Source organism: Arsenicibacter rosenii, from assembly GCF_001870735.1.
Taxonomy (GTDB): domain Bacteria; phylum Bacteroidota; class Bacteroidia; order Cytophagales; family Spirosomataceae; genus Arsenicibacter; species Arsenicibacter rosenii.
Window position 1 is genome coordinate 1 of the sequence record NZ_MORL01000046.1, and the last position, 11,613, is coordinate 11,613.

Genomic DNA, 11,613 nt, shown 5'->3' on the forward strand with positions numbered 1-11,613 from the left:
CCGACCGTTTCCAGATTGCCCGCGCGGTTGAAGCGCGTTGCCTGACCTGACCGACTATATATCAGACGCGGCGAAACAACACCGGAACCCGCGAAATCGAACAACACACTGGGCCGCAAGTCCGGGAAACCGGTCGTGAACGGGTCGATCTTGCCCAGCGTGTTATCGCCGCGCTGGATGACGATTTTGTCGGTAGATGCCAGCGGCAACGAAACATTTGCGAACGCGCTCGCCGTCAGCGTGCCCGGATCGCCCTTTTGCGCCCACATCGCCCAGTCTGCACCGATTCCCGAAAACGAAGCGCCTGAAACGCCGTCCGTCAACCGGCGATAGGTATTGCCCGAATCCGTTACCAGATCGTCGATGTAGTACTGCGTTGTGGCTTGCCAGACCCCCACCGGATTCGTACCCCGAAGAATCCGCGTCACCTTCGACCGGTCAAACGCGCCCGTAAAGGCAACATTCACCCGGTAGGCAGAGCCACGGAACACAAATGCGTCACCGATAGCATAGCTCGTGCCGGTCGAGTGGTCACCCATCCAGTTGAAGCCAATCGGGCCGCGAATGTCTACCGCCTGCGCAATGTCCGTCACCGGACCCGTTGCACCCAGATACACATTAACCGCCGGTTTCGTACCGTGTCCGCCTGCCCAGTCGGTTACCTTCACCACTACCCGCGCACCGTCTGTTACCAGCCCGAAAACCGGTATCCAGCCCGTGAAATCGGTGGCGATTTGCAGGATTTGGGTCAGCTTGTCATCGGCCAGCTGTGCGGCGGCTTCCGCGTCATCTTTTGCGCCTACCGCCGTATCCCTCGCGTTATTCAGCGCCTGAAGCACCACGCCCAGATCTTCCTGATGAATCGGCAGAATGGCCGTATCCGCCGTAATCGATACCTGCTGCGTTGTCTCATTCACCGAAACCGTCACCGAGCCAGGGCCCGTCTGTATGGTCGCCGGAATAAACCGCTCCTTCGGATCAAGCCACGACACCACCCCGTACACGTCGTATATCTCGACGCCCGACGTTCTGTTTTTCCGCACCGTATTGATATACGTCAGGCCGGAATAATTCTTCGTCGTATCGCCCGGCAGGGAAAAGCCGAACCATGGTCCGTCCGGTATCGTCGTGGCTTCCTGTAGCTCGATCCGCAGCGGCAGCCCGAAGCGGTTGTACACATCCACGAAAAACTGCCATTCGGAGGCGTCGTAGTGCACCCCAGTGCTCCGCTTGAACTCGGCCGCAAAACCGAACGGCTCACCGGGGCGCTTCTGCCATTTTAGGTTGCTCATCTTATGCCGGTTTGATGAATCCTACCAGATTAAGTCCCTTTGCCTTGAAAGGCTCGCCTACCTTGCGCGTTTTCTGCGCCACCGTGTCACCTTCGCGGCCGCCGTCGGCGTTAGTATTGCCCTCCACCGTCTGGAACACATTACCCGCCACCGCCGTAACGATGCCCGCATGTCCCTGCCATCCGTCCCCGTGCCGCCAGATCACAATGTCGCCCGGCTCCGGCTGGTTGGCGGAGGTCTTCCAGCCGGCCTTTTTAAACCGGCTGAAGGTCTCCACCGCTGAGCCTGAAAAAATTGTGGCTATGTCGTCGAGCTTCGACGGATCTACCGTTTTGTAGCTCTCCGTCCATACCAGCTCGGCAAAAAACGAGCACCATGCAAAACCCTTCTGCCAGCCTACTTTCAGCATTTTGGTCAGAAAGTCTGCATTTACAAATCCACTGTTGCCGGCCGTTTCCTTCTGGCCGACAAAACTCTTTGCTACCTGAATGATGGTTTGTCGTATCATGATTTCTTACGATTTCGTTTGGTTTGCCTCAGCTGGGTTGTGAGCGTTTTTACCGTCTTCTCCAGATCGTCGATTCTGGCCTTCATCGCTGTCTCCCGCTTTATTGAATCTTCCAGATCCAGCTTTATCCGGTCATGATCCTGCTTTATCCGGTCGTACTTCTGTTGCAGTTCTGTCATTTCAATATCCCATCTGGCCTTATACTTGGTCATTGCGTTCTCCATCAGTTCGACCGCGGCCGAATCGGCTTCGACCTCCGCCTTCCGGCTGTCGGCCTGATCCCGTTTTTTCGACCGGAAAAACTGTAACAGCGGTATGAAACTCGCCGCAATGAATGTCCAGATGTTATCCTTGACGAAACCGAACCAGCTAAATTCCTCTTGTGGAGGCTGATCCATATTGGTAGTGTTGAGTAGTAAAAAGTTAATTGACCGGAGCGCCCCGGATCGAATCCTGAATCGTCTGCTCCCGTGCCGCCCAGATCCGGATTCGTTTTCGTGCCTCCCTGGCCAGCCTGCGCCGCCCCCTGAACCAGCCCGGCTCCTCAATTCTGGAAAGCCGGTTGTCCGTCTCCTGAATCACGCCGTCGGTCCTGACCTGCCGCTCGATACGCAGCCGGTTCGTTTCCCGGTAGTAGTTCAGCTCGCCCATACTTTGCGTAATCCGGATATACGCCGTGGAATCGTAGCACACCCGCAGACTGACCGTCATTTTCGGACTGACAGCGGGTAACAGGTAGGCCGGCAGCTCGGGCGCTGCGCCGGAAACCTGCTGCACGTACCGCGTCTGGGCGGTCAGGCGTAGTCTGGTCAGAGAATCCCGCACCTCCCGTATCCGGTACTGCTCCAGCTCCTGCCGGCGGGACGTCTCCTGCGCTACCCGCACCTCGCGGTCCTGTAGCGCCTCGTTTTCCGATTGCAGGTCCGTGGCCACCGTCGCCAGCGAGTCAAACCGGGTCTGCATCTTATTCACCTGTCGGCTGTGCTTAACCCCGCTGCGGATCATCCAGCCGCCAAACAGCAGTCCGGCAACCAGCAGCAGCCACAGCGGCACTGTCAGATTCAGAAAGGTTTTCATGGCAGTCTGAAGGCTTGAATGAACGGCCAGCGGCCCTTAATGGTCAGATTCTCCAGATGCCGTGTCGACTTCAGGCCCGGCACATCTTCAGGCAGGAACGACAGCGAAAACGTCGTTTCCTCGTCCTCCCGCTGCCGCCAGTTGGTTGCCACCACCAGTACATGCCACTCGCCGCCGATCTGAATCAGCCGGGTCAGCGCATTTACCGAGTTTTTCGTCGCCGGATTGCGGGCGATCTCCTTCGCGGTCCGCTTTCTGAACGTAGGATCACCGGCGTAGGTCACATAGTTCTCAAAGAGGAAAACCGGCCTGTTCGCCGGATCAAAAAACGCCTCATACCGGAACATATCCGCCATCGCCGCCCGGTAGGCCAGACTCTCCGAATGCGGCCGTGTCGCGTTGATGTCGTCATCCCAGACCGGATCCCCCCACCGCTTCACCGTCCGCCAGTTGGTCAGGCCCGAACGCGGTATCGTCGCCGACATCCGCGCCAGCACGCCCACCCCGTAGTTATGCCACGGCGGACAAACGGCCTCATCCGGCCCGAAATGCTTCGAGAACTTTTCGTACTGACTGTCCGGATAGATCCCGTCCTCGTAGCGGTAATGCACCTGCAAAGCCTGCGGAATCACCACCCCGCACTGACCCAGTTTCCGCCGGTTGATCTCGAACCACGCCGGTATCGATGCGTCGTACCACTCCTCCGACGGATTCGTTTTCGCCCACAGGTTGAGGTAATCGCCGTACTTCTCGTTCTGTGCCTGCTGCCAGTCGCCCATCGCCATCTGGCCCGTTTTGTTGTAGACATACAGGTTTTGCCACTGCGCCGCCTGCCAGAACGTTTTGCCGCTGATCGACTCGCCGTAGACCGGATCTTTGTAGTTCGCCGGCAGACTGTAGTAGTAATCGTAGAACGACGCTCCGCCCCGCAGCGCCTTGATTTCCTCGTAGTGATCCAGATTCTGGGCCACCCCGACAAAGTACGACACCGAGCCGTCCCCGCAGGTCACCAGCGTATCCGGACCGCAGAACCGTTTCACCGCCGTCAGCAGCGCCACGTGCCGGTTCACCATCCGCTGCGCAATCTCCGCCCGGAACCGGTTTCCGCCGTCCTTCTCCCACAGCTCCTTCAGCGTCATCGACTGGTCTTTCAGCTCCTCGCTCTCGCAGCGCAGGTAGGTAACATCCGCATGCGGCCACATCTCCGTAACCGCATCGTACGAGTCGTAGGCGGGCGCGTAGGTCGTTTCGAAATTGAACGATACCCTGTCCACACCCTTGTAATTGCCATCCAGCGCGAGGCTGGCCAGTACCGTGCTGACTTCAGCCAGCACAAACTCACGGTGCCGCTGATACGCTCCCAGGTCACTGGTCGTAATCTCGACGTATATTTTGCCCCGCAGCGTCTCGTCGGCCCGTTCCTGCCCGGTCAGCCCCAGCTGCATTACCAGCTGCTGCTGCAAGAAATGGTCGTCGAGCGGCTGGTGCATGTCCCGCATGAAATCGCAGTACACGAATCCGTCCGGCCACGGTCCCACCGTCCCGAAGCGTTTCAGGTCATACTCGCCGATCCGATCCGAAAAAACCGGTCTGGCCAGCTGTCCCTCCGGATACGAAACCGGTCCGGCCGCCACCTTGTCCGGTACCGCCACCGGACGCGGGCTGACCATTACCGCATCCGAAGCCGGCACGGTCTTCGTCCTGCCCTCGTGCAGGTCAAAGCTGTAGCTGCCCAGTTTTCCCGCCTGCAGCGCTTCAATCAGAATCGGGCCGCTGTTGGGATCATTCCGTATACCTGCCTCGATAACGTGTCTGGTCTCAGTAGTCCATCGCGTCACGCCGATTGCCGAGAATTCGACGGCCGAACCGTCACCGCCACTTGTCCGGAACTCAATTTCGCCGGTCGCCGGATCATAGTCCGGCTTCTCCAGCTTCAGCGGCTCAGCGGCCACCGGCTCCGGATCCGCTGCAGGAGTCGCCTCGGGTGTACCGATCTCGAAAGAGCCCGACAAAAAGCCGTCCGAGTGCCGCGAAAACGTAAAAATGAACAGGATATTAAACAGGCGAAAACGGAACGTCTTGCCTGTCAGATTGGGTAGTGTCATGAATGGGGAATTGAAAAGCCTGCTCCTGGTACACCAGGAGCAGGCTGTAAATCCATTGCCTTAGGCGGCAATCGTCAGGTTCGCGCGGAATACACCCGTTACCGTATCCCAGCCGCCGTAGTTCTTGAAGAAACCGGCCGGCCGCAGGAACGTACCGAAGCGGGACGAAGGCGTGTAGGTGTAGGTCGGGTACGACGTGCTGTCGTCCTCCTTCACCCGGAAGTCCATGTCCATCGTGAACGTCGGGGCGTTCGTCTGGGCGATGTTCACCGAGATATTGCCGTACGAGGTGTTACCCACCTTCTTCGGCTTAATCACCGAACCGTGCTCCAGCAATGTCTCCAGACAGGCCGCACCCGGATCAATCACGATGATGTGGTTAGAGCCGGAAAGCGTATCCACCAGGGGATCGTAGTAGAATTCGATTTCGAGCAGATCGTACATTGCCTTGTAATCGTAACCTAGTGAAGCCGTAGAGGCTACCCCTTTTTTCCGCATGTACTTCAGCGCCCGTGAGCCGCCGATCACAATCGGCTTACCCTGCATGGCGTGCACCTGCTTGAGGTCCATAATCCAGTCATACAGATCCAGCCGCAGCGAGCCGTCCGTATTGAACGCAATCACGTTCGGTACCGCCACGTTCGCCGGTGACACCTGACCAATCAGCAGATTCCCGCCCGCACCGGCAATCAGTGATGTACCCACGGCCGAGTTCATCGACGTCAGTACGTTCTCAATTGTCTGGCAGGCATCCTCACCCCAGATGCCCAGCAGCTTGTAATCATTTGCCCCGCCGTTGATAATGCCCTTATTCACCTGATCCAGATACAGCTCCGCCTCCTTTTCCATCTTCAGCAGATCCACCGTACGCAGCGTCCGGTCCAGCTCGCGGTGCGTCACATAGTCCACGTTCAGCGCCACCGAATCCGCCGGGTTAGAGCCCGTAGCAACCGTACGGGTCGTTTTCACCGTCGCCGAAATCTGCGGGCGGTAGTTGAGCGTTACCCGTGCCTGCGGCGTCGCCTGACCGCCGATAATCGACAACCGGCCGTCATTCTGGGCATTCACCGGGTTCATTTCCTCAATCAGGCCTGCCAGCTGCGGCGAGCGCAGCGCCTGCATAAAGCCCAGGTTCTCAAACTTCTTGCCGTTGTTCAGCGTCAGGTTAATCGCCGCCAAGGCAATCCGCGCATTCGAAAGATTTACGTTTCTAGCCATTTGTTGTTTACTGTAAAAAGATTCCTAAAAATCCGTCTTCAGCAGGGGGGAGGTCTCTTACTCCTCGTCCTCCTTCAGACGACTTAAATTTTTGTTTACCGCGTGGTTTGACTTCGGGTCCTGGCGGTTTTTCTCCTGCTCGATGACGATCTCACTTTTCGGCGCCGGATCGGATTTTTTCACATAGTTGTTATCCGCCAGCGTCTTATTGATGATGTCATCAATCGAGGCCTTTTTATTGTCCAGGAAAAACTCCAGACTCGGGTCACCTGCCTGTACCACCTTCCCCGTTTCGTAGTCGAACTGCGCGCCGATTTCCTTCAACGTATCGTAGACATCAGCCACCACCCGGCGGCCTTCCTTCTGCGTAGCGAAATCGACCAGATCCTTCCGGTTCAGAACCTTCCGTGCCAGACCATCATCGAACCGCTCGCGCTTGTGCGTTTTGCGTATATCATCGATTTCCTTGTCCTTGTCCTGAATCGTCTGGGTAATCTGGGTTTTCAGCTTTGCAATCTCATCGTTATACTGCTTTTGCAGGTTGTTCAGCTCGTTTTTGTCCGCCGGTTTACTACTCACCTTCAGCTCTTTGAGTTTCTCCGAAAGTTTGTTCAGCTTCTTGAACGTCGGCTTTTCCTCCTTCTTGAACTGGGCGATTTCCTCCTCGCTCATAAACTCAGCCAGTACAGGGTCGATCACGGCATCAACGCCGTTCAGTGCCTGCGCAGTAAACTTGGTTTTAATCGTCGGCTTGTTTTCGGCCTCGGATTCGGTAATCAGGTTGGTCGTCAGCGGTTTTACTACCGTATCGTCGTTAACCTCGAAGTCGGGAATAGCCTCAATCGTGGCGACCAGATTTGCGTCCGTTTCGGCAATGCCTGCCCGTAACGCCATTTTTTTAAATAAGTCCTTCAGTTTCATTAGTATTTGCCTTTCGGGCCGGTATTGTTGCTTTGGGCTTTCGCCCCGATACTCATCTATGTAGTGAATGGTGCCGGATTAAGCCGGTTTCTCGTCTGACTCAGCCGCCGGTGCTGCATCTTCTGCCGGAGCCGTTCCGGTCGTCTGAGCCGGTACTGCCGGTGTCGTTGCCGCCGCCGCTGCTGCTGCCTTTACCTGTGCCGCTGTTGCTTTGGCCGGGTTGGCTGGTTGTGCCGCTGCTTTCTTTTTGGCCTGAACGGGAACTTTGATAATCACGCCGGTAGTATCCTCGTAATCCTCGTAATCCGGTTTCCCGAGTACTTCCACCGTCCGGCCCAGCATTGTGCTGTAGTTGTTATTTTCATTGAAGGCATCCTCCCGCAGTTGCAGGTACCAGGCCCACGGATATTCAACCTCCCGCTCGGCATCCACCGTATGCGTCTCGCCGCTTAACATATCGTGATTTACTTTTGCCCCCAGCCTGAAAAGCACCTTGTCGGTGGGCTTAAATTTCTGATCCATTAGTTTTCCTGTTGTTTTAGTTGATCGTATAATCGTTTCGAAACCGGCATCAGCCGGTGGCGGCAGTTGTATCCCCCGCAGTACCAGTAGATACTCACCTTCGTTGTGCCCGGAATCTTTCCTGACCAGTGCAGGTCGGGCCACGACTCCACCTCGGCCGACGTAAACACTTTTCCGTAACGGGCCTTGCAGAACGATCTCGTCGATTCAATCTGCGTACCCATGTAGTAATAGTGTTTCAGGTTCAGCCCCTCCGCTACCGCCTGGCTGTAGCCCCGCGTAAACTGGTAGAGCGAATCCGACGCCAGCCGGGAAACCGACCGCACCGGCAGCCCGTCCCGTACCAGACTCCTGCGCATCATTTCCCGCATCTCGTCCACCGTCGCCCGGTTGATCACGCCCATGGTCAGCGCTTCACCGATCGCCCTGCCGTAGGTCGCATCCACCGTGGCCAGCAGCATATTCCGCGTCTGGGCGGCAACGCTGCTCAGCACCGATTCATAGGCTACCGGGTTGAAATCCGGCGACACCTGCCTGAAGTACTCAATCAGGTAGCCGGCGCCCTTGCCCATGTTGCCCGTCAGCTCCGTCATCGCCCCCGCCAGCCCTGCCTCCAGAATCTGGCTCAGCAGACTGCTGCGGTACGTGTTCACCGCCATCATGTTGGCCATCGCCTCGGCCGATGCCGTGCTCCTGCCTTTCAGCACCAGTCCGTCGATGAAGGCGTACAACCGGTTCAACAGCTCTGAATTCATCACCACCAGCGCCGCCAAAAAAGCCGCCTCCCATTCAGGCTGCTGCTGCTCCAGCTCGTCGATGATCTTCAGTTCGTCCACTGTTCAGGTCAGATTTTACCGTTATTCTTAAAATTCACTACCGGCTGTAGCACGGCCGGCCCCTTGAAAGGTTCACCCGTTACCGGGTCGATCAGCTGCTCGGTCGGTGTCCCTACCCGTTTCTTGTTGGCCTCCACCATCATTGTGAACTGCTCGCTCAGATCCAGTGTCAGGAAATCCGGATTCGTCCGCTGTAGCTCCGAAATCAGCGCGTCGAAGTTGATCGACAGCCACACGGCCTCTACCGATACTTTCAGCGCCTCCGGATCGCCCCGCAGCAGTACGTACATTGTACTCAGCAGGAAAAGCTTTTCCTCGGGCTGCATCCCCGGGTACGGGTCGAGTTTTTCCTTCAGCTCAAACTTCCGGTAGTAATCCGACTCCTTACCCGCCCGGTACTCAATCAGCCGCTTGGTGAGCGGGTTCTGGATGTTGGGGTCGAATTTCTTGTCCTTTGCCTCCTTCAGCTCCTCCCGCGTCAGCTCCGCGTTTTCCAGATTGAACCGGATCGGCTCAATCACCGTCGGCAGCTGATCCGTCACCACTTTTCCGTACCGCTGGTAACCGACCCACTTCAGCCCGTTTTCCAGCATTCTACAGATGTGGCCACCCACCGTATTCAGCTCCCGGTACATCTCCTCCCGGTCGTACCGCTTGGCCGTCCCGGACTGATCAATCGGCGTTTCCCGCATGAACTGCATATTTACCACCGCGTACGCCTCGCGGCTGTAGCGGTCGAACTCCTTCCGCAGCTCCTGAATCGACTCCACCGGACGGGGAATAAATCCGCCGGGCGGCGTGGGAATATTCATCGGCCGGCCTTCGTTATCGAACCCCGTAGCCGTCGCCGGCGAGACCTCGATCAGATCCAGTCCGGAACCGGAATTAGCCCCACGGCCCGAACCCTTGCAGGTCGGGCAATCAATCTTGCCGGTAACATTGCCGCTTATCGGATCGCGCGCAGTAATCGTACCGCCCTCGCAGCCTTTGGCCTTACAGACCGTGCTCTTGGGCGAGTATCGCCACTCCTGCGCGCTCACGTGGAAATTCCGTTCTACCTGAATATCCGACTCGACCGCCTGTCCCTCCTTCACCGCTTCGAACGCTCCCGACAGAATCGACTCGTAACAGGTTTCCCCCTCGTCGTTTTCCTCCGTGCAGTCCTGGCCGACCTTTACCGCCGGCATCAGCGGGCAGTTGTGCAGCGGAGGTGAAAAACTCGCCTCTCCGGTCACTTCATCAATCAGCAATCCGTCAATCTGCCAGCTGGCGTACTCCTTTTCTCCTGCCTGCTGCACCTGCACCTGCCGGGCCACGCAGTAGCTCTCCGCATCGACGAAAATCAGCACCTTGCCCGCCGTTATGCCCTCCACTCCCTGTATCGGCACCTTTTCCGGCGCCCCCAGCACGGCAAACGTACCCTCCCGGTGCATGTATACCCGTTCCGACGGAATCAGCATCGCCACCGGCCGCGCGTAATCCTGATCACTCGCCGGCTGCTGCATCGGAATCACGCACATTACCGCGTTCGGGTCGTTGACGTACCCTTTCCCGACCTTCTCAAAAAACCAGTCCTGCATCGACCCTTTTTTCGAAAACATCGGGCTCTCGACGTACTCCTTCAGGGTATCGGTCTTCTCTTTCTGCGTCGGAAACACGATGTCGAAATCGTCCGCCTGCCGGATGTACTTCAGCGCCTTCAGCACCTTACCATGCAGCGACCTGAACGGGTTCTTGTAGATCTTCGCCCGGTAATCGCGGTACTCCTTCCGTTCCTTCGGCCGGTTCACGTTCAGGTAATCCGGGTATTTGCGCCCGAATACCTTCGCAATCTCCTCCGCGTGCGCGACGCTCTGGTTATAGTACTCGTGCCGTCTCTCCGGATTCCCACCGGAATCCAGTTTCAGAAACGGCACTATTTGTGGAAGCGTCAGCATGCGTTAATTAGGCTACTGTCAGATAGATTGTGTGCTGGCCGGTTACCCCCGTCGGATTCTCCACCATCACCACGTACGTGTACGAACCCGCCGTCAGCGTATTGCCCACCGTTACCAGACCCGTATTCGCATTAATCGTCACAGGCTGACCGCTCGGGATAGCCGATCCGTCCGGCAGGAAGATGGAGTACTTCAGTCCGGCCGCGTCCGTCTCATTCACTGCCCGCGTGATCGTACCGCCCGCTCCCGAGGTCATGTTGTAGCGCTCCGTACCGGCCACGTTGGTAATCGTCGTTGCCGTCACCGCCCCGAACGTAATCTTGAAGTTGCTGGCTGACAGTGTGGTTTCGTTAATGCTGAATACCGGCAGTATCTGCCCGTCGTTACTATACGTCACCGTGAACGAACCGGCAATATCCCGGTTAATGTCGCCCGGTGTCTCGTCGCCGATATCCGAAAAAACCGGCAAACAGTCATCGTACCGTACCAGCTCCACCGACCGGTCCGTAAAGATGTACAAATCAAACTCGGTGTAGTTGTAGCGCAGCGTGTTGAAAAAGTCGCGGTTCTGGTAGAACCACTTGATGTCAAACACGACGGCTTCCTTCACCTCACCCGTCGGCCGCTCCATCGTCTCCGTCCCGTACAGGGCGCTGTTTTTCATCTCCTGCGGCCTGGCCCGCTTGCCGTTCACCAACCCGTTACCCAGAAACCAGGCCGTGCCCTTGAAGGCCAGCGTTTTCAGAAAGCCCACCAGGTTCGCCCCGGTCAGCGTGGTTGGTGATCCGCTCGGCGGCGTGTAGGAGGCTCCGAAGTCCGGGAGTGTGTTTTTCGGCACCAGCGCCAGGGCAATGTACTTGCCCTTTGGCTGCTTTTTACCGCCAACCGGGTTGTTGAACTTACCCGCATTGACGCTTGAGTCTGCAATTACGTCTGATAATCTTCCCATTCCGGGTTGTTCATTAATAGTTGTTGTTGTTGTTACTGCTCACTGTTAAGGCAATCGGCATGTTACATATTTGGCCGTATATTGCCCCGTTGACGTACGTACTTCGACCAGAACCGTCTCCTCGTAGGTCGCCGGTTGTGGCCCCTTTGTGAACAAGGGTTGCTGTACCAGGAATGAATTTTCCGTTGTCCAGCTTCCGCTCGCTCCCCTGTATCTGTACTCTACCGTACCGCTTGCGCCCGTAACCG

General features: G+C 57.1%; 12 protein-coding genes. All 12 read right to left on the reverse strand.

The window, feature by feature from the left end:
* The coding region (locus BLX24_RS28900; protein ID WP_143092861.1) for a hypothetical protein at positions 1 to 1,292 on the reverse strand (1,292 nt) is incomplete at its 3' end.
* Position 1,293: 1 nt separating this feature from the next.
* Positions 1,294 to 1,800: a CHAP domain-containing protein gene (locus BLX24_RS28905; RefSeq protein ID WP_071506709.1), complete on the reverse strand. Its 507-nt coding sequence runs from the start codon at positions 1,798 to 1,800 to the stop codon at positions 1,294 to 1,296.
* Positions 1,797 to 2,198 carry an SH3 domain-containing protein gene (locus BLX24_RS28910; protein ID WP_071506710.1) on the reverse strand — a complete coding sequence of 134 codons (402 nt, stop codon included), beginning with the start codon at positions 2,196 to 2,198 and terminating at the stop codon, positions 1,797 to 1,799. Before BLX24_RS28910 ends, BLX24_RS28905 begins: the two co-directional genes overlap by 4 nt.
* Positions 2,199 to 2,223: 25 nt before the next feature.
* A complete protein-coding gene (locus tag BLX24_RS28915) occupies positions 2,224 to 2,877 on the reverse strand; it encodes a hypothetical protein (protein WP_071506711.1) in 654 nt (217 codons plus the stop codon).
* Positions 2,874 to 4,982 (reverse strand): hypothetical protein, encoded by a 2,109-nt coding sequence (locus BLX24_RS28920; RefSeq protein ID WP_071506712.1) that lies wholly within the window; start codon positions 4,980 to 4,982, stop codon positions 2,874 to 2,876. Before BLX24_RS28920 ends, BLX24_RS28915 begins: the two co-directional genes overlap by 4 nt.
* Before the next feature lie 60 nt (positions 4,983 to 5,042).
* Positions 5,043 to 6,200, reverse strand: a complete 1,158-nt coding sequence (locus tag BLX24_RS28925; protein WP_071506713.1) for a hypothetical protein — start codon at positions 6,198 to 6,200, stop codon at positions 5,043 to 5,045.
* A gap of 57 nt (positions 6,201 to 6,257) precedes the next feature.
* Complete coding sequence (locus BLX24_RS28930) at positions 6,258 to 7,121, reverse strand: hypothetical protein (RefSeq protein WP_071506714.1); 864 nt, start codon at positions 7,119 to 7,121, stop codon at positions 6,258 to 6,260.
* 78 nt (positions 7,122 to 7,199) lie between these two features.
* Positions 7,200 to 7,643 carry a hypothetical protein gene (locus BLX24_RS28935; protein ID WP_071506715.1) on the reverse strand — a complete coding sequence of 148 codons (444 nt, stop codon included), beginning with the start codon at positions 7,641 to 7,643 and terminating at the stop codon, positions 7,200 to 7,202.
* Positions 7,643 to 8,479, reverse strand: a complete 837-nt coding sequence (locus tag BLX24_RS28940; RefSeq protein WP_071506716.1) for a structural protein — start codon at positions 8,477 to 8,479, stop codon at positions 7,643 to 7,645. Before BLX24_RS28940 ends, BLX24_RS28935 begins: the two co-directional genes overlap by 1 nt.
* An 8-nt stretch (positions 8,480 to 8,487) precedes the next feature.
* On the reverse strand, positions 8,488 to 10,416 hold the full coding sequence (locus tag BLX24_RS28945; RefSeq protein WP_071506717.1) for a hypothetical protein: 1,929 nt from the start codon (positions 10,414 to 10,416) through the stop codon (positions 8,488 to 8,490).
* A 7-nt stretch (positions 10,417 to 10,423) separates the two neighbouring features.
* Positions 10,424 to 11,365, reverse strand: coding sequence for a hypothetical protein (locus BLX24_RS28950; RefSeq protein ID WP_071506718.1), 942 nt, complete (start codon positions 11,363 to 11,365; stop codon positions 10,424 to 10,426).
* 45 nt (positions 11,366 to 11,410) lie between these two features.
* The coding region (locus tag BLX24_RS33450; RefSeq protein ID WP_218160728.1) for a hypothetical protein at positions 11,411 to 11,613 on the reverse strand (203 nt) is incomplete at its 5' end.

Coding starts and splice junctions, on each gene's coding strand:
- BLX24_RS28905 (WP_071506709.1), bottom strand. CDS start 1,800: ATGATACGACAAACCATCATTCAGGTAGCAAAGAGTTTTGTCGGCCAG.
- BLX24_RS28910 (WP_071506710.1), bottom strand. CDS start 2,198: ATGGATCAGCCTCCACAAGAGGAATTTAGCTGGTTCGGTTTCGTCAAG.
- BLX24_RS28915 (WP_071506711.1), bottom strand. CDS start 2,877: ATGAAAACCTTTCTGAATCTGACAGTGCCGCTGTGGCTGCTGCTGGTT.
- BLX24_RS28920 (WP_071506712.1), bottom strand. CDS start 4,982: ATGACACTACCCAATCTGACAGGCAAGACGTTCCGTTTTCGCCTGTTT.
- BLX24_RS28925 (WP_071506713.1), bottom strand. CDS start 6,200: ATGGCTAGAAACGTAAATCTTTCGAATGCGCGGATTGCCTTGGCGGCG.
- BLX24_RS28930 (WP_071506714.1), bottom strand. CDS start 7,121: ATGAAACTGAAGGACTTATTTAAAAAAATGGCGTTACGGGCAGGCATT.
- BLX24_RS28935 (WP_071506715.1), bottom strand. CDS start 7,643: ATGGATCAGAAATTTAAGCCCACCGACAAGGTGCTTTTCAGGCTGGGG.
- BLX24_RS28945 (WP_071506717.1), bottom strand. CDS start 10,416: ATGCTGACGCTTCCACAAATAGTGCCGTTTCTGAAACTGGATTCCGGT.
- BLX24_RS28950 (WP_071506718.1), bottom strand. CDS start 11,365: ATGGGAAGATTATCAGACGTAATTGCAGACTCAAGCGTCAATGCGGGT.